We start from the raw sequence: 16,017 nt of genomic DNA, 5'->3' as shown, positions 1-16,017 counted from the left end.
CAATGCAATGGATACACGCGCGATATCTCGCAAATCCACAGAGCTTTCACGGACGATGGCCAGCCAAGAACTCGCTGATGCGCTCAATGCTGAGCTTCGCTGCCTCAAAGTCCATGAGCTGTATATCGGCATGAAGCCCGAGTCCCCAGGGGGCAAAACTCAATTCAAGCTGACGCTGCAGCTTCCCGGAGGTGGCGCGCCATCCGCAGTCCTAAGCGAAGGTGAACAACGTGCGATCGCCATCGCATCCTTCTTGGCGGAGATCAAACTCGGAAAGGGCAAAGGTGGCATCGTCTTTGACGACCCCGTCTCCTCCCTTGACCATCGACGCCGGTGGGAGGTGGCAGAGCGCCTCGCGCATGAATCAAAAGTCAGGCAGGTGATCATCTTCACCCACGACATCTACTTCCTCGCAATCTTGGAGCAGAAGGCTGAGGCCGTTGGCGCATCGCTGGCCAAGAACTACATCCGAAGGACTGCCAACGGCTTTGGCGTTCACTCCCAAAGTCTCCCGTTCGATGTCGAAGGAACCAAGGCGCGTGTGGGTCAATTACGGCAAATGCAGGTAGATGCCCAGCGAGCCAAGAAAGACGGAGATGATGACCGCCATCGAATGCTAACGACTGCGGCTTACGGGCGACTGCGCCTAGCCTGGGAGCGTTGCGTCGAAGAGGTCTTGTTCAATGGCGTTGTCCAGCGTTTTGGCGAAGGCGTGTCCACACAAAAGCTCAAAGCCGTTGTAGTGACTGACGATGACTACAAGCAGATAGAAGCTGGTATGTCGAAGAGCTCGAAGTTTGAGCACGATGCGGCCAGCCCGGTTGGACGGCTTCCAATTCCGGATCCAGAAGAACTCTTGGCAGACATCGAAAACCTTGAAGCTTTCCGCGTGGCAGTGGACAAACGTAATCGGCAGGGAATACCAGCGCGGGCATAGCCAAGACAAACCGAAGGCGCGATATATCCATGCAGGCCCGCTCCCCGCAACTGGTGCCCATGTATGGCATCGGGTGGATGAATGGTTTCCGGACGTAGGCGCACCAACTCGACAGCACCCGCTGTTGTCATATGCCTCGGCTCCGATCATCTCGGACCGTGGAGCATCCGTAATTCAACCACTACTGAGCCCCTGGTTTCGCTCCCGCCGCCTGGTTGAGGCACTGCGCTAACCAGCCAGATGCCCGGTCGGGGAATGAGCGGTCATTGGCCAGGAATGACTGACGACCCGCTCCCAGCCTGAAGCAGCTATCCAACCACCTTCATGCCTTCGCGTTCTGAAAACAAAAAGCGCCTCAACTGAGGCGCGAGGAAACCATGGCTAAAGGCGCACATCACCATTACAGGTTTTATTTTTAGGTTACAGAGTTTATTTTTACGATCATGTTGGAGTCAGACCTGCGCTCAGCACCACGGTCACGCCTCTCTTAGCGAAATTGCGCATCTTGTCCACTCTTCAGCAGTTTGCAAAGTCGGCGCTGCCCCTTGCTATTCCGTTCCTCGCCTATCAGGTACGCCAGGCCACGCGAACGATTGATAAAGTCCAATCAGTTCAACATATTTTGAGACTTTGTTTTGGGCCGCTAGATCTGCGACGAACCGAGCTTTGAAACTATGTTCAGTTTTTTAAAACTTTGTTCAGCACTCCCTAGTCCTTGGCGCCGTCAAAACAGCGAAGTTCTAGTGCAATTTGGATTACATGACCTGCACTTTTCTGGGGGCAGAGAAAATTCCTAACAGAGAGTGGATAGGGGGCGCTGAACATGGCTTCAAAGCTCGGTTCGTTGTAGATATCGCGGCCCAAGCAAAATCTCGAAACATGTTGGTCCAATCGGACCTTATCAATCGTTCGCGTGGCCTTGCGCATCGCATGCTGAGGAGCGGAATAGCAAGGGTCGCACCGACTTCGCGCAGCTGCTTTGAGCCGTGCTTCTTGACCAGGTGAGACTACGAGTGGACAGGATGCGCAATTTTGCTAAGCACCTGTTCAAAATATTTAGAGTAGTTGAGCCAAGAAAGCCAGGTGGATGAATTGGCGGGCTTCTGTACTTTCATGTTGGCCAAGCGTGCAGCGCGTATGGACAAGAACCCATCGACCGGCGCTGCGCTGAAGCTCCCTGCGAGCAGGGTACCTAAGTTTGTCGCAGGTACCAAGTTCAAGGCCGTGGTGGATCTCAAGGCTGCCAAGCGTAAGGCGGACAAGGCTGGGAAGTAAGTATCGCTCGTTCGATCTCCTCCGGAGCAAGCCGCCATGGGCTCATGTCTCTGGCGGTTATGTATTTTGGAAACGCCGAGGGTGTATCGGCCGATAGTGTGCGGATGTATCCCAACAGCTACTGGACGATCTTCCAACCCATCTCTCGGCTGAGTTGCACCGCCGCTGCTTTGGTTGGTACAGCGTCCATCCAGAACGAGGGATCGTCCAGCACACGGATGACCCATTGCGGCTCAGCTGATTCGGTGGTGTGCTCAATGATCACCTCCAGCCTGTCTTCCAGGGCATAGCGGATGGCCGTGGCATAACTGACTGGCGCTTCCTTCTTGAACTCTTTCGCCCAAGGCGTTTGTTCAAGTGCTTCCTGTGTCCAGGTGGGTTTGGTAGTCATGGTGAGGAATCTTACGAGGTGGGGGCGTCGATTTTTAGCTCTCGGTGGCTGGTATCGGTTCCAGCATAGTTTGCAGCGCTTCCTCGATCCCGACGATTCCCGCTGCGTGGAGTTCCTCAATGAATACAAGGCCGAAGGCATACCTCAAGCCCCGGTCGCCGAGAATATCGCCTTCCATACCGAGGAAAGAATGCCCTCTGCCGCAGGTGCAAGATTTTGAAGACGGTAAGGTCGTCAGCGACCTCTGCACAGAAACACCCAAAAATGTCCTTGGCATGGAGTTGAAGCATGCGGGCGAAGTTTCTCGCCGGGCGGTCGTCGGCTCAACAGGGTACCAAAGACTTGGGGCTGGAGCACCGAAGTCAGCGGTTAATCTGATTCGCGAGGGAGGCTTGATTCAAAGCCTGAGCGTAAAACCTCCAACTTCAAACCCAAAACCAGAATCAAAGGTAGCCCCGAACCCAAGAAAGGCATGCAGCGGGCGTAAGGGAGCTCGTGCGTAAAAGGACTGGATTCCAATCGAGAGGGAGAATAAAGAATACCCAAGGAAGGGAATTCAGTCTCGGGCCGGGGAAGTAAATTAAATCCGGGGAGAAGGACCAAAGGCGATTCGAAGGGAGAGAAAGGCAAAACTCCATCGAAATTTCAGGCGAAACGCAAGAAAAACAAAAGCCCAAAACCGGGAAAGATCGTGGGTTCATTTTAAGGGCGAGTAGAGGGAAAAGGCCCTCACCATGCACTCATAGATTCATACATTTACATAGAGACTGAGCTTGGGGCCACAATAAACGCCGGATCGCATACGTGAAAGCCGTGAAGAAAGGGTGATGAGGGGGCAGGAAGGAAAGGAACACAGCCGCAAAACCAAGACATGAGGCTACGAATACAAAAACCACATGCATCTCATAGGATTTCGGACGCATGATTCCTTGCGTGAAAACAAGTCCTCGTAGTTTTAAGAGTGGTATCTCATGCATTTACATAGGACCTATTTGGCCGAATCCTCTTCCGAAATATCTTCATCGCCTCCTCCGTTGGCCTTGTAGACTTTGAGTGCGTTTCTCACATACGTCATCGACTTAACGATGTGTTTTGCTTTTCGTCTTATCGCATGCAATTTGGCTTCAGTCTCCATCACCTTGTCGATTTCCCATTCTTTGGCAAACGGAGTCAACTTATCTTTTGAATAAGACATAGTTTCACCTACAGTGGTGATTCGAACACGAGCCATCTTTCGATTGTTCTTTGGTCCGTACCATCTGACACCAGTCCATTTCAGATCCAAGTGATTGCCACGTGGAACGCATGACAGCTGCAGTGTGGCTCGAGACTCCCAGCCTGTCGCCCTGGCCTCCTCACGGTCTACAAAGGCCATGTAGTCATCGGCAGCCGTGACTGCCTGGTTGTACAGCTCCATGATGCAGGTCTCCAGTGCGGTCATGGCATCTTCATAGCGCTCGGCTTCAGTTCGGGGTAGATTCATCTATTTACCGTGGATGGAGGTACCCGGTACATGCATCCTGGCGGGATTTGCTCAAAACAGCAAGTTTTCCGGGATGAAAGTACCCTATATATTCATCCTAATAGGATGTAGCAGATAGCTTTCAGGGGATTGTGAAAAAGTGCTTCATCCTATTAGGATGTAAGTACCGGTCAAATTCATCCGACTAGACCACCGTTTTGGCTCTTGCGGAGCACTTCGATAACGAATGATGCCCGCAATGAGGTCAGGATGAAAGTACCGTGCCTATTCATCCTAATAGGATGTAGTCAGTGCAATAGACTTGTACAAGGAGGACGGATGTCTACAGCTCTTCAGGATGAAAGTACCCCTATAATTTCATCCTAATAGGATGATTGCGCTTGTTCTTCATCTTGCTCGCAGTTGAACTGACAGAGATACCATATCTCCCTCCTCCTTCGCCAACCGCCATAGACGTGCTGAGCGTAGGGAGACAGAATAGGCCTACTTGGGAGATGATCAAGGGATGCTGGGGGGCGACAAAAGTCGCACAAACGCCACTTTCGATGCAACAAATATGCAAGCATTGGCGATTTGTTTAAATAACTGCAACAGTTTATTTTGTATGGAAAAATATCGTATATTAAAATCTCAAAACCGGATTTTGCATATCAGAGGATGAGGTGACAACCGTCATTCACCCAACGGGTGTTGCACCCAAAGCGCATTTTGGTAGCCATTTTGACGGGAAAAAGCAAGATGACTCCCTGCATGTGAATGTGGCCAAGAGTGGTGGCAGGGTATCCACTGATCACGCCGAAATGTGGGAACGCTCACTGCACACTGAATACCAAAAAGCAGATTCATATAAGGTACTGTTCCACGCAGGCTTGCTGTTGATTTGTAAAAAGAAAATTGACCTGCTGGTGACTGAGCTGCCCGTTTCTCAATTTCAAGATGAATCGTTGCGCGAAGAACTACGCAAGCGATTCACTGTTGAGTGCAATGTGAATATGAAACCTGCAAATAAAAAATTTTGCGGATGGGTGCCCTTCCATATTGTTCAGTGTGCTCAAAGCAACCCCAGCGCGTATGGGCGCTTAGCGGTTAAGCGGTCTTACCAATTTGGGATTGCATTTGGACAATAGTTCTTTCGCATTGAAGGCAGCCATCAACCAGATGGGCGCGGTCGTTTCTTCGGGTATGCGCAAGTAATTTGAGAGTGCCCAGCCCGCGCACTCTGATGCTCCGTTTGCAATGTATTGCAGTGCAGACACATGCCAAATCCGAATCGGCTCTCAAAAAACCTCGTGTGGCCGACATCTCCGCGCCAGTAGATTCCGTCTCCTCTGCTCAGCCCCTCGAATAACAAAGTGGGTAAGGGCGTTCGCAGTTTCGCCCGATTCTTGGGAAAATAAATATGGCAACGTCTAGAGAAAAACCGAGGGCCCCAAAACCGTCACTGTCATTTGAATACAAGGTGGGTATTCCCCCTATGAAAACCAGGGTGGCCATTGCAGTGCGCAAGTGGTCTGGCAAGCATGAGGGCCAGTACATCGAGCTGCTCGCTGGCAGTTCCACGCGCTACTTGGAGGCCATAGGGCTTGATGCGATTCCTGCAGCCCAGCACCACGGTGACCTACGGGCAAATCCTGGAGCAAGGCGGGATGGAGATCATCATTGATGAGCGTGGCTCGCCAGTGGCTGCCTACCCCAACTGTGTGCTGGGCTGGTCCTACGTGCCCGAGTTCCACGAGAACATCAAGGCAGCTACCAGTGCGGATGTCGCCATTGACGCAGTGCGCCGACGCTCACGCGGTGCCGCGAAGGCAGCCCCCAAGGACTGATCGCTGCGAGCCAGATCATGCAGCAGGTGTTCGTTCGTGGCCACAGACTCTGCATCCTCTCGCTGGATGTGAACCTCTTTGAGGGATGCGTCATCAATCGGCACTGGTATGGACAGAGCAGCCGCAGGCATGGTCGTCGTCAGGAACTCTTCGCAGACCTGGAGGTGGCGAGGAGACGCTTTGTGAATGTGATGGCCTACCTGATCAAACGTGGGCACAAGCTGCACACTTTCGGCTAGACCTCAAGTCGAGCCTTTAGGTGCGGGCTTACCTCTTTAAGCTCCATGTTCTAGTGGTCGTTGTAAAAGCCGGTTAACTCATTTCCGTGTTCGGCTGCAAGCCACTCCATTGCGTTCCTGTCCGCAATGAGCATCTCCTCACGATCGTTCAGCTTGATGCTAGGGTCGCCGATGTCATCTAACGCCGCCCAGGCATGCATGAAGTTTTCAGCTTGGTAGTGCACTCCAACCGGTTACCTATTTCAGAGAACAACCTGTGCGCCACTGCCGCCAGTGTCCAGCATCCGCCCTCCTCGAAGGAGCAGCTGATTTCGGTTACTGCAGCAGCGTGAGCCATACCCGCGTCAAAACACTCCAGCCCATCTTCGTCCGTAAACGCTCCATTGTTGCGGTATCAGCTATGTCGCTAGGACTGGGGCAGATCCACATAAACAATGAAAACTATGTCGCCAATCGCAGTCTGCGAGCTACTTAGTGATTGTTATTAGCGACATTAAAGATCCTGGCATGAGTTTGACTATCATCGGGTTTTGGTGAAAATATGTCTGCAATCACAGCCTTTGTTCCGAACAAGGACTGTAATTGCAGACGCTGCCATCTGCCCAACGCAACGTCAAAGCCCGGCCGGTTTCTGCCACCTTGCAGCAACGGGGTTCTACCTTTGCGGGATATCTATGAAGTACGACGAATCACTCCGCACGCCTGATGTCCGCCTGAAAGAGGCAGAGCAGATTGGCGCCCATCTCCGCAAACTGCGCATTGCGCGCAGCATGACCCAGAGTGAGGCGGCAGCGCGCGCAGGTGTTTCTAGGTCCACCGCGGTGCTACTGGAGAAGGGGGACGAAAGCCGAACGCTCTCGCAGGTCCTGCGCTACTTACATGCCCTAGAGCCCGAGCTGACCCTGGTTGGCTTACTGACAGACAAGTCGGCGGCGGTGCGTGTTTTCAATGAGGCTCCCCTCATCCAGCGCGTCTACAAGTCGAATGCAAGCGCCAGACGCAAGATCGCAGTCTCCACTTTTGGTAACAAAAGTGGGTCCACAGCGACCTTTAGGTCTGATGCTGGGCAATCTACCGAAATGACCGCCATGCGCAAGGTTGAAAAAGACCCATATGACTTTTGACCGTAACCCCTACGCCCGTCCTCCCAGTGACGTTTTTGTGTTCGCATACGTGGCGGATGAGCATGGCGCTGGCTTCGTACCAGCGGGTTCGCTGGAGGGTGCCAACACCATGCAGCCGGTATTCGTCTACGGCAAGCGCTATGTGCAGCGCCCCTACGCAGTCGAGGTGGACCCCGTCGCCTTGCCACTGAAGGATGAGGAAGGTGGGGCCAAGCGCTTCGTCTTGGCTGGACTCACGGAGTTCGGGGGTATCCGCGACGCTGCCCCTGATGCCTGGGGGCGTAGGGTCATTGAGAATAAGCTCAAAGTAACTGTAAACAAGTTGCCGGAAGTGGCCTATCTCTTGGAAGCGGGCTCAGACCGGGTGGGTGCCTTGGATGTGCGCCTCGCGCGAGACTCCGAGGCTACGGCCCCGGTGTCTGCCGAGATGGACCTGACGCGCCTTCTGGAGGCGGCAGACCGCATCGAGAATGAGGAACCCGTCGGGGAGGACCTCGCCATATACTTCGGAAGCCTTGGGAGCGCCGGCGGCGCGCGTCCTAAAGCTTCCGTGCGCACCGATGACGGTGTTCTCTGGCTCGCCAAGTTCCCATCCAAATCAGACCGCGCCTGTAACGCTGTCCTCGAAGCTGGTGCAATGGAGCTTGCGCGTGCCGCGGGACTTCGTGTGCCTCCCATAGAGGTCAAGCAGGTATGCGATACCAAGGTACTGTTCATCCGGCGATTCGACCGCTACTGGGCAGAGCCTGGGGTCGTTCCTGACCCCGACAAAGAGAGTTGGGAGCCGTTGAAGGGACCTAGTCTGGAGTCTATTGAAGGCCGCATAGGGTTTTGCTCGGCACTCACACTCATGGGCATCGATGAACATGACGCAATACGTAGCTCCTACAAGGCCTTGGCTGAGCAAATGCGTGCCCGCGCGCTCCCCAGGTACCTTGCGCGCGACTTGCGTGAGCTGTTTAAGCGTCAGGCTCTCAACATCTTCGTCACTAACACTGATGACCACTTGCGTAATCATGGATTCCTGTACCAGGTCGCAGCCAAAGGATGGACGCTCAGCCCGCTCTATGACGTACTCCCTATGAGCGTTGTTGCCCAGGAACGGATGCTGCACTTGGAGGTTGGGGAAAGGGGTAGGCTAGCCACCCTGGACAACCTCATGACCCACTGGGCGGTATACTTTTCGAGCAGGATGGAAGCGCTGAAGGCGCTGCACGAGGTGTGGCTGGTGGCTCGTGCGTGGAAGCCATTTTTCGAGAAGTTTGGTGCCTCTCAAAAGGACATGGCATACCTCGAGGGGGCTATTCGGAGGTTGGACCAAATTGCATCTCCAGAGCTCGAAAATACGCTACGGGGTTTCCGGCGCTAAAGTTCTTGAGAGCGTTCTCGAACCCTTGGAAATCGCGACTGGGCACGGTTTCGCATCACAGCCATCAGCATGATATGGTGACAGATCCCTTTTTTTATTCCCCGACCGGCTTCTCTTTGGCGGTAGACACTTCGAGGGCGTTTCTCCAAGCCCGACGCTTCTTGTGGTCGTAAACAGCGGTCACTTTCAGACTGGAGTGCCGTGCTTGAGCTTGGACGTAACGAGGGTCCACACCCGCCTCCATTGAGTGCGAAACACCGGTATGCCGCATCCAGTGTGGTGATGCCCTTCGCAGCCTCTCAGCTGCCGCCGCATCCTCTGGCTCTATCAGGTCGGCTGCTGCTGCGAAGATTTCTTTGCAGATCAGATAGATGGCTTGGTGGCTGACACCTTTTCCCTTGCCGGTGACAGCCAGAATGGCAGGAGTGGTCTCTCCGTATGCTGGAAGTGGGGGCAGTCCCAGTGAGGTGCGGTACAGGCGCAGCTCGTCCATGAGCTTGGCCGTGGCAACGATGTTCGCCCTCTTGTTGCCCTTGCCCACAAACTTGATGTTCCACCCGTCTTGACTCGCTTGGAAACACCCCATCGTCAAAAGCGCCGCTTCTTCGCGCCGCAGGTAGGCACGGTAAAGCAGCTGGGTGAGCCAGCGGGCCCGGTGGTAGTGCTTTTGATTACGCTCGGTGTCGCGCGGCAGGGCCTCTACTGCGCGCTGCACTGCATCCCACTCCTGATCTGTCAGGGCTTGCTCGATATCTTCGTCCTGCGTGGTGCCAGCGATGCCATCGTGGGCGAGCTTGACCGGATTGAACATGGCGTAGGGAACATCGCGCGAGCGGCGAAGCTCTCGCATGGCCGTGTACATCCGAAACAGCACCGTGACGGTGTGCTTGATGGACTCTTCGGACAGCGGTTTTCTGAACGGCTGATGGTCCCAGCCCTGCGAGAGTAGATACTCCTCATCAAAGGGACGGGGCCTTCTCAGAAACTGCAGGTAGTCGTTGATGTCCTGCGGCTGCACCTCGGGCAACAAGTCTGGCTCGGGTGATTGCCTGGCGCGCAGCCACACCAGGAAGCGGTAGCACTCTTTTTCGTAGGAGCGGGTCGTGTGGCGTGACTTGTTGGAGTAGGTGTCCAAAAAGGCCCGTATCGCTGCCAGATCGTCGGTGATGTACCGCGTGATCAGCGTCAACGCGGCATCGTCAGAACGGGGCCTAATCGGATGGTGGTAAGGGGTCAGGTCGTTCATGGCATGTTCAGCTCAGCTCGGGCACTGATGGCTGACGCCTGGGAGAGGGCTGTGCTGATCTCGAATGCCCTGAACATCGCCTCGCCACGCTCCAGCAGATCATTCATCTTCGCGTTCAGCTCTTCTCTGTCAAGGATGGCCATGCCCACCATGTCATCAATGCGGGTGATCTGTACCTTACAAAGCAAGCTCATGAGCAGCGGAATGGCGCCAGAGTCCCTGGCCAGGAACCACATCCAGTGCGGCCACTGCTGAATCAGGGCTCCCATGAAGCGTCTGACCTCTGGGACCTCGGCCAGTTCACGGGGATCATCGTCGTAGCCGGTGACGTTGAGAAGCAGGCATTCCTGAAAGCGCAGGGCGTTTTGCTTGGTGTCTGTCATCACCATCAGTCGCTCCAAAGCGCTGGCGATGTTGCCGGTTTCGATCTCGCGCCTGGACAGCTCCAGCACAACAAGGACCTCCCCTGTGGAGTTAGCCAAGCCGTCTGCGTCAGTGCGCAGGAAAATGATTTTGCGGTCGTCGCTCATGGGCTGTTATGGACGGTAAGTGTTCAGGCCGGTGGACGAGAAGTAATGGTGGAAGTCTTTTTCTGGGAGCCAGTCTTCGCCCGAAGGACCTTGCACCAAAATGGCAAGGTCCCCAGCCTTCTTGGTTCCCCTCACGCTCACGATCAGCGCCTCCTCATCCTCGTCTGCGAGACCGGATGACCTGATGGCGATGACCTTATCGCCTGGCTCAAACTCGGGGGGGTGCTCGCTGGGGGGCGCTACGTGCTTTGGCTTGGCTTGGGCGCTGGCCTTGCGTGAAGCACGCAACTCTTCCTTGATCTGAGCAGTGCACACAGGCATTCCGGCGATGGCGCACTCCCACAGCCTGGCGCGGCCTGGGTCATCAAACACGGTGTACAGCCTCTGGCGCGAGACCCCCAGGTATTGCGCGGCGTCCCGAATCGACCAGCCCTTGGCACGCAGGCGCTCTGCCATGAAGCCGCCAGCCCGCGACGTGGCTGCATTCATGGGGGTGGTGGCAGGGGCAGCGTTCATCACTTGGCCAGTCGCTGGATACGCTGGGAAGCCAGATCCACATGCGACTGGAGCTGGGTAATGCAAGGCGAGAAATCAGCGCTGAATCCGTCCGAGTGACCCAGCCGGTGCACATAGCCCTGTGCCAAGACCAGGGCTATGTGCCATGTGGCTACAGGAACGGAGTCTGCAATGTTCAGCGTCAGCTTTCTTTCTGCGAGTTCGCTCTCAGGTTTTGTGGCAAAGACCATGGACGTGATCTTATGTGCAGGAGCGATGTCGTAGCGCCATGCCTTGGCTTTGTTACAGGCAAGATGGTCGGCATTTCCGATCGGGGTGCCGAATGTCTGGCGCCTGCCGCCAGTGTCCTGATGATGTCAGCACGCGAAAGCCCGTTGAAATCGCTGTCACTGTATCTGCATGCTCTAAATCTTGTATCTTGGAACCTGTTCAAAATCTTTTGGGCAGCAGCGCCAAGAACGCCAAGCGATCAACTGTAAGCTGGTGTTAAGCGACCTCTCGCAGTTTCTTCCACAACCGCTGTTCTTGTCCAGCCAGGCAAAGCTGCGCTACACCCCCCAACGCTTGGACATCAGCTTGTGAAGTTATGCGGCTCAGTGCGTTTAGGGATCTGTACGGTGACGTGCGCACCCAGAATGTCTTGAGCGCCTCTGGCGAATGGCTTGCCCACATAGCCGCTGTCACCCAGCAAGACTTGCACTTGGCTCAAAGCCTATCTACAGCGCTGCAATGCATGCAGCGTTTTTGGCGGTCCGTCACCTCTGCCGTGGTTACCGCAATAGCCTGCCTAAGCTCTATCAGTGTCCACCGCAATGTGGATTCCAGCAAGCGCACTCCCTGCGCAGCAGTGGCTCAATTTCAGCGAACTTCTATCTGCTTATCTCGCTTTGGTACGGCATTCTTTTCGCCAAACAAAGATAGTAAACAGACTCTCAGAATCTCACATCCATGTTTTTTAAATGAGTACATCAAGCCTTGATTTCGGAACAGTCACCAGTTGACTTGTCGTGCACTAATCAGATTTGTGTGGTGATTGAAGCTTTCGGTAAAACTGTCCTTCGGAGTTCACGAATTTGTTTTCAATACACGTCACGCCGATATCGCCCTTGCCGCAGCAGGTCGTCCAGTGGCTGCGCACCCAGGATGAGGCGCAGCATCTGGTCCACCTCTTGCGCCATGCCCTGCAGGCTACCGCATACGTACAGCGCGGCCCCTTGGGCAACCCAGGCGCGCACGGTGTCGGCCTCATCACGCAACACATGCTGCACATACACGCGGTGGGGCTGGTCGCGGGAGAACACGGCGTCCAGCCGCTGCAGGTGCCCCTGCTGCAGCCAGGCTTTCAGCTCGTGCTGATAGTGGAAGTCCAACGCGGCATTGCGCTCGCCCCAAATCAGCCAGTTGGGCCCTGCCTGGAGGGCCTGGCGAGCGCGCAGGTGTCCACGCAGCCCGGCCAGGCCCGTGCCGTTGCCGATCAGGATCAGGGGGCGGCGGGCATTCTCTTCCAGCCGGAAATTGCTGTGCGGGCGCAGCCGCAAGGCCACTGCCGAGCCCAAGGGGGCACCGTGCGTGAGCCAGGTGGAGGCCACGCCCTGCGTGCCATCGGGCCGCAGCAGCTGGCGCACCAGCAGATGAACGCGCCCGTCGCTGGCCACCGAGGCAATGGAGTATTCACGCGGACGGTCCGGCTCCTGCGGCGGTCGCACCTGAACCAGGTCACCTGACTCCCACGCCAGCGGCCCAGCGGCCCCCTCAGGTGGGGCCAGTTCGATGTGAAACACCGGTGAGCCAGCGCTGCCGGGGTTCAGATGCAGGCGGTGGCTCAAGGTCCAGTTTTCGAACTCCGGAGCCCGCCAGGCCGACAGGTCGCTGACGTGGGCCACCTGGGCCAGGCTGGCCTGCCACTGCTGCAGCGCCTGGGGGTCTCCATTGTCCATTTCCACTGGCACAAATGACTGCGTGGCACCGCAACGCTGCAGCCATGCGTCCACGCTGCGGCCAAAGCCGCAGAAATGGGTGTACTGCCGGTCCCCAAGCGACAGCAGGCCATAGCGCAGACGGGAAAGATCCAGCGCGCGCGCCATGACCTCGCTGGCAAAGCGGGCGGCATGGTCGGGCGGGTCGCCTTCGCCGCAGGTGCTCAGCACCCACAGCACATGCCGGGCGGCCTGCAAGGCATCGGGCGTCAGTTCATGCATGGGGCAGATGCGCACAGGTTCGCCCGCCGCATGCAGCTGGCGGGCCGTCTCCAGCGCTATTTCCTGGGCCTGCCCGGTTTGGCTGGCATAGACGACCAGCAAGGCATCCACCCCTTGCCGCGCGGCGGCCAAGGCGGCTGCTTCTGCCGCAGCCCGTTGGCGCTTTGCGCGCTCGCGCCACCAGATGGCGAAACACAGCGCTGCGTAGCCCACCACCAGCGCACCAGCAAGCAGCCACCGCGTGGCTGTGGGGTTCCATCCTGTCATCAAGGGGTCAGTCCTTCTGTTCCCACGCAGCACTGGCGTGGAGCAGCGGGCCGTGTGCCGTGCGTTCGCACAGCAGGGCCGCAATGCCGTGGTCCTGCGCAAACGTGAGGCCTTCCTGAGGGCCCAGCACGGTCAGCACCGTGGCCAGAGCGTCGGCCTGCATGCAGTCGGGGTGCAGCACTGTCACGCTGCTCAGTGCATGGGCGACAGGCTCTGCGGTGCGTGGATCCAGCGTGTGGGAATAGCGCCTGCCTCCGTGCTCAAAGGCATGCCAGTGGTCGCCCGAGGTGGCAACCGCCATCTCCTGCAGGCGCAGCACCAGGGGTGCCCCGGTGTGTCCGGGTACCGCCGCCACCTGCACGCGCCAGGGGTGGCCGTCGGGCCGCTGACCGTGGGCACGCAACTCGCCGCCCACTTCCACCAAAAAGGCACTGAAGCCCAGCGCATGCAGTGTGCGGGCCACCTCATCCACGCCAAAGCCCTTGGCAATCCCACTCAGGTCCAGCTGCACGCCACCGGGCTGGTGCATCTGGCACTCAGCCAAGCGCAACTGCAGACGGTCAAACCCCACCCGCCCCAGCGCCGCCTGCAACACGTGCGGACTGGGCGGCAACCATTCCTCACCAGACGTTGCCCTGCTGCGCGAGGCGGGGCCAAAACCCCAGGCCTGCACCAGCGGCCCGACGGTCGGGTCCCACGCGCCACCGCTGGCCTGCCACCAGTGCATGGCACAGGCCATCACCTGCGCAAACTCCGGGGCCAGGGTGTGCCATGAGCCCGCCGCGGCGCTGTTGAAGCACGAGAGGTCTGAGGCAGCGTCCCAATGGCTCATTTGCTGCACCACCCTGTCCAGCGCAGCCTGCACGGCCTGCTGCACCGGCTCCAGCGGAGCAAAGGCCGGATTGGCCAGCCGCACCGACCAGGTGGTCCCCATGGTTTCGCCTGCCAGCGTGTGCAGGACCGTCGGGTCACGAGCGCGCAGCACCGGTGCAGCTAGGGCGGAAGCGCTCCACCCTGCGCCCTGTGGCTGGGGGGAGGTCGCTGTGGGAGCTGGCGGGCAAAGCCCACCAAGGTTGCAGCCCGCACCAAAGCGCACGCGCACCGGGGGCGCAGAGCGGTGGTACATCAGCCTCAAGGCAAGACTTCGAGCGTGCCTACGTACGACAGACGTCGCTCCTTGGCCTGGGGAACGGAGGTCTTGTCATCATTCACATCGGCATCCACCCAGTACATGCCTGCTGCGGGCCAGGTGATGCTGAACTGGCCCTGCGCATCGGTACTGACCTTGATCTCACCCAGCTTGTCGCGGTAGCGCGAACTGCCCGCCACCAGCGTTACCTCCACATTCGCCGCAGGCTTGCCGTCCACCTGGAAGGCAAAGGTGGCCTTCTCACCCTTGACCAGGTCATTGGGGTGGGTCACGGGCACCAGCTCCAGACCCTTGCCGGTGGGCTTGACGGCACTGGGCTTACCCACCGTGACGTAGGTCTCTACGCGATTGGCCGACTGGATAACCTTCAAGTCCTGCGCATCGGCAGGTACTTCGGCGGCAAATTTCTCGGGGGTTCCACGCCAGCGGCGCGGCTGGCCGTTCTTGTCTTTGTAGGTGGCCATAAGTCCCCCGTTGACTACGGCCAGGCGGTAAGTGCCCGGCTGGGTCAGGTTAAGGTCAAACACACTGCGCAGCTTGCCACGCAGGGTGTTCTCCGGGGCCACGGTGGAGCCGTCAGGGGCTGTCACGACCAGATTGTCCAGCCCCAGGGGGACGTGATTGAAGAAGAACAGGTCGTTGGAGACTGCGGCATCCACTGTGATCCATTCAGCCTTGGAAAGTACCGTGCTGGAGGGCAGCAGCCATATGTTGTGGGCCTGGGCCACGGATGTCAGACCCGCCAAAAGGGCCGCGCCTGCGGCAAAGCGTGCGAAACGAACAGGAAATTGCATCAGTTAACTCCGAGTGAGCGGACAGTCAGTTGGAACTGTCGGTTAGGAAAATTTGCACAGGGCCTGCCGCCCGTCAGGGCTTGAGATCGAGCGTGATCTCGCCCAGCTCGCTGCTGCCTGCAGCGCGCAATTGCTGGGCCTTGGCCACAGGCCAGGTGAAAGGCACGGAAACGACCTCGCGCCCCCCCACTTCGCGTGCGGCCTCCACCACCAGCTTGTAGTTGCCTGCGGGCAGCGCAGTAAAGGGGTTCTTGCCTTCGGTGAACTGCAACTGGTGCTTGCCTGCCGGCCGGGTCGGGCTGGTCACCCCGTCGATGGGCATTTCAAGGTCTCGCCCCGTGCGACGCCACCATTGGCGCATGTCCTTGAGCCACTTGGTTCCCGAGCCCTCGGCGTTCTTGAGCCGCACGTCATACCAGACCGACAAGGTGGAGGCGACGGTGTTGTCAGCCCGCTCCAACCAGATGGCCACGTAGGGGCGGTGGTATTCAGCCACCTGCAGGCGGGGGATTTCCACCCCTACGCCCAGCCCTGCAGCAAAGGCAGGTGCCCCCAGGCATGCGCCCAGCGCCACGGTGTAGCGCAGCCGGGCAGACGGGCGCGATGAGAAACACATTGACATAGACAGGTCTTTCTTCAAACGGATCAGTCAGAAATCAAAAAGGGACCAAG

16 protein-coding genes and 2 pseudogenes are annotated in these 16,017 nt (G+C 57.4%); 6 read left to right on the top strand and 12 right to left on the bottom strand.

What is annotated here, in order from left to right; genetic code table 11:
* The first annotated feature begins 7 nt into the window (after positions 1 to 7).
* Together AACH87_RS23210 and AACH87_RS23205 are read left to right on the top strand one after the other, a co-directional pair.
* Complete coding sequence (locus AACH87_RS23210) at positions 8 to 937, top strand: AAA family ATPase (RefSeq protein WP_338798822.1); 930 nt, start codon at positions 8 to 10, stop codon at positions 935 to 937.
* A 1,089-nt stretch (positions 938 to 2,026) separates the two neighbouring features.
* A pseudogene (locus AACH87_RS23205) lies at positions 2,027 to 2,212 on the top strand (HU family DNA-binding protein); the annotation flags it as partial.
* Between the two features lie 118 nt (positions 2,213 to 2,330).
* Here the strand turns inward: AACH87_RS23205 and AACH87_RS23200 are convergent.
* Together AACH87_RS23200 and mobI are read right to left on the bottom strand one after the other, a co-directional pair.
* Positions 2,331 to 2,603, bottom strand: a complete 273-nt coding sequence (locus AACH87_RS23200) for a hypothetical protein (protein ID WP_338799205.1) — start codon at positions 2,601 to 2,603, stop codon at positions 2,331 to 2,333.
* 988 nt (positions 2,604 to 3,591) lie between these two features.
* Complete coding sequence (mobI, locus tag AACH87_RS23195) at positions 3,592 to 4,044, bottom strand: conjugative transfer protein MobI(A/C) (RefSeq protein ID WP_338799203.1); 453 nt, start codon at positions 4,042 to 4,044, stop codon at positions 3,592 to 3,594.
* A 704-nt stretch (positions 4,045 to 4,748) separates the two neighbouring features.
* Between mobI and AACH87_RS23190 the strand changes: the two genes are divergently transcribed.
* Complete coding sequence (locus AACH87_RS23190) at positions 4,749 to 5,213, top strand: hypothetical protein (protein WP_338799202.1); 465 nt, start codon at positions 4,749 to 4,751, stop codon at positions 5,211 to 5,213.
* A 459-nt stretch (positions 5,214 to 5,672) separates the two neighbouring features.
* On the top strand, positions 5,673 to 5,912 hold the full coding sequence (locus tag AACH87_RS23185) for a hypothetical protein (protein ID WP_338799201.1): 240 nt from the start codon (positions 5,673 to 5,675) through the stop codon (positions 5,910 to 5,912).
* A 289-nt stretch (positions 5,913 to 6,201) separates the two neighbouring features.
* Here AACH87_RS23185 and AACH87_RS23180 read toward each other — a convergent pair whose 3' ends face one another.
* The gene (locus AACH87_RS23180) at positions 6,202 to 6,375 is read right to left on the bottom strand and encodes a hypothetical protein (protein WP_338799200.1); all 174 of its coding nucleotides are present in this window, start codon (positions 6,373 to 6,375) and stop codon (positions 6,202 to 6,204) included.
* Between the two features lie 450 nt (positions 6,376 to 6,825).
* On the opposite strand from AACH87_RS23180, the gene AACH87_RS23175 reads away from it, so the two are divergent.
* Positions 6,826 to 7,275 (top strand): helix-turn-helix domain-containing protein, encoded by a 450-nt coding sequence (locus AACH87_RS23175; RefSeq protein WP_338799199.1) that lies wholly within the window; start codon positions 6,826 to 6,828, stop codon positions 7,273 to 7,275.
* Positions 7,265 to 8,644, top strand: coding sequence for a HipA domain-containing protein (locus tag AACH87_RS23170; RefSeq protein WP_338799198.1), 1,380 nt, complete (start codon positions 7,265 to 7,267; stop codon positions 8,642 to 8,644). The genes AACH87_RS23175 and AACH87_RS23170 overlap by 11 nt, the downstream gene beginning before the upstream one ends.
* A gap of 94 nt (positions 8,645 to 8,738) precedes the next feature.
* On the opposite strand, the gene AACH87_RS23165 is transcribed toward AACH87_RS23170, so the two are convergent.
* The 9 genes and pseudogenes from AACH87_RS23165 to AACH87_RS23125 all read right to left on the bottom strand — a co-directional run bounded on the left by AACH87_RS23165 (position 8,739) and on the right by AACH87_RS23125 (position 15,961).
* Positions 8,739 to 9,890 (bottom strand): site-specific integrase, encoded by a 1,152-nt coding sequence (locus AACH87_RS23165; protein ID WP_338799197.1) that lies wholly within the window; start codon positions 9,888 to 9,890, stop codon positions 8,739 to 8,741.
* A complete protein-coding gene (locus AACH87_RS23160) occupies positions 9,887 to 10,420 on the bottom strand; it encodes a DUF1817 domain-containing protein (RefSeq protein WP_338799196.1) in 534 nt (177 codons plus the stop codon). Before AACH87_RS23160 ends, AACH87_RS23165 begins: the two co-directional genes overlap by 4 nt.
* Before the next feature lie 6 nt (positions 10,421 to 10,426).
* Entirely contained in the window at positions 10,427 to 10,936 is a 510-nt protein-coding gene (locus AACH87_RS23155; RefSeq protein ID WP_338799195.1) for a helix-turn-helix domain-containing protein, read from the bottom strand.
* Positions 10,936 to 11,166: a hypothetical protein gene (locus tag AACH87_RS23150; protein ID WP_338799194.1), complete on the bottom strand. Its 231-nt coding sequence runs from the start codon at positions 11,164 to 11,166 to the stop codon at positions 10,936 to 10,938. Before AACH87_RS23150 ends, AACH87_RS23155 begins: the two co-directional genes overlap by 1 nt.
* Before the next feature lie 199 nt (positions 11,167 to 11,365).
* Positions 11,366 to 11,777 (bottom strand): annotated as a pseudogene (locus tag AACH87_RS23145) (transposase); the annotation flags it as partial.
* A gap of 238 nt (positions 11,778 to 12,015) precedes the next feature.
* Positions 12,016 to 13,401, bottom strand: a complete 1,386-nt coding sequence (locus tag AACH87_RS23140; RefSeq protein WP_338799193.1) for a sulfite reductase subunit alpha — start codon at positions 13,399 to 13,401, stop codon at positions 12,016 to 12,018.
* A 7-nt stretch (positions 13,402 to 13,408) separates the two neighbouring features.
* Positions 13,409 to 14,527: an FAD:protein FMN transferase gene (locus AACH87_RS23135; RefSeq protein WP_338799192.1), complete on the bottom strand. Its 1,119-nt coding sequence runs from the start codon at positions 14,525 to 14,527 to the stop codon at positions 13,409 to 13,411.
* A 5-nt stretch (positions 14,528 to 14,532) separates the two neighbouring features.
* On the bottom strand, positions 14,533 to 15,345 hold the full coding sequence (locus tag AACH87_RS23130; RefSeq protein ID WP_338799191.1) for a DUF4198 domain-containing protein: 813 nt from the start codon (positions 15,343 to 15,345) through the stop codon (positions 14,533 to 14,535).
* Between the two features lie 73 nt (positions 15,346 to 15,418).
* Positions 15,419 to 15,961, bottom strand: coding sequence for a DUF2271 domain-containing protein (locus tag AACH87_RS23125; protein ID WP_338799369.1), 543 nt, complete (start codon positions 15,959 to 15,961; stop codon positions 15,419 to 15,421).
* Between the last annotated feature and the right edge of the window lie 56 nt (positions 15,962 to 16,017).

Origin of the sequence: Acidovorax sp. DW039, from assembly GCF_037101375.1 — a bacterium.
Lineage (GTDB): Bacteria > Pseudomonadota > Gammaproteobacteria > Burkholderiales > Burkholderiaceae_C > Acidovorax.
This window is presented reverse-complemented; position numbering and strand designations above follow the sequence as displayed.

Excerpts from the sequence above, each read along its gene's own strand:
- AACH87_RS23200 (WP_338799205.1), bottom strand. The coding sequence starts at position 2,603 with ATGACTACCAAACCCACCTGGACACAGGAAGCACTTGAACAAACGCCT.
- AACH87_RS23160 (WP_338799196.1), bottom strand. The coding sequence starts at position 10,420 with ATGAGCGACGACCGCAAAATCATTTTCCTGCGCACTGACGCAGACGGC.
- mobI (WP_338799203.1), bottom strand. The coding sequence starts at position 4,044 with ATGACCGCACTGGAGACCTGCATCATGGAGCTGTACAACCAGGCAGTC.
- AACH87_RS23140 (WP_338799193.1), bottom strand. The coding sequence starts at position 13,401 with ATGACAGGATGGAACCCCACAGCCACGCGGTGGCTGCTTGCTGGTGCG.
- AACH87_RS23170 (WP_338799198.1), top strand. The coding sequence starts at position 7,265 with ATGACTTTTGACCGTAACCCCTACGCCCGTCCTCCCAGTGACGTTTTT.
- AACH87_RS23150 (WP_338799194.1), bottom strand. The coding sequence starts at position 11,166 with ATGGTCTTTGCCACAAAACCTGAGAGCGAACTCGCAGAAAGAAAGCTG.
- AACH87_RS23135 (WP_338799192.1), bottom strand. The coding sequence starts at position 14,527 with ATGTACCACCGCTCTGCGCCCCCGGTGCGCGTGCGCTTTGGTGCGGGC.
- AACH87_RS23130 (WP_338799191.1), bottom strand. The coding sequence starts at position 15,345 with ATGCAATTTCCTGTTCGTTTCGCACGCTTTGCCGCAGGCGCGGCCCTT.
- AACH87_RS23155 (WP_338799195.1), bottom strand. The coding sequence starts at position 10,936 with ATGAACGCTGCCCCTGCCACCACCCCCATGAATGCAGCCACGTCGCGG.
- AACH87_RS23165 (WP_338799197.1), bottom strand. The coding sequence starts at position 9,890 with ATGAACGACCTGACCCCTTACCACCATCCGATTAGGCCCCGTTCTGAC.
- AACH87_RS23185 (WP_338799201.1), top strand. The coding sequence starts at position 5,673 with ATGCGATTCCTGCAGCCCAGCACCACGGTGACCTACGGGCAAATCCTG.
- AACH87_RS23125 (WP_338799369.1), bottom strand. The coding sequence starts at position 15,961 with ATGTGTTTCTCATCGCGCCCGTCTGCCCGGCTGCGCTACACCGTGGCG.
- AACH87_RS23210 (WP_338798822.1), top strand. The coding sequence starts at position 8 with ATGGATACACGCGCGATATCTCGCAAATCCACAGAGCTTTCACGGACG.
- AACH87_RS23175 (WP_338799199.1), top strand. The coding sequence starts at position 6,826 with ATGAAGTACGACGAATCACTCCGCACGCCTGATGTCCGCCTGAAAGAG.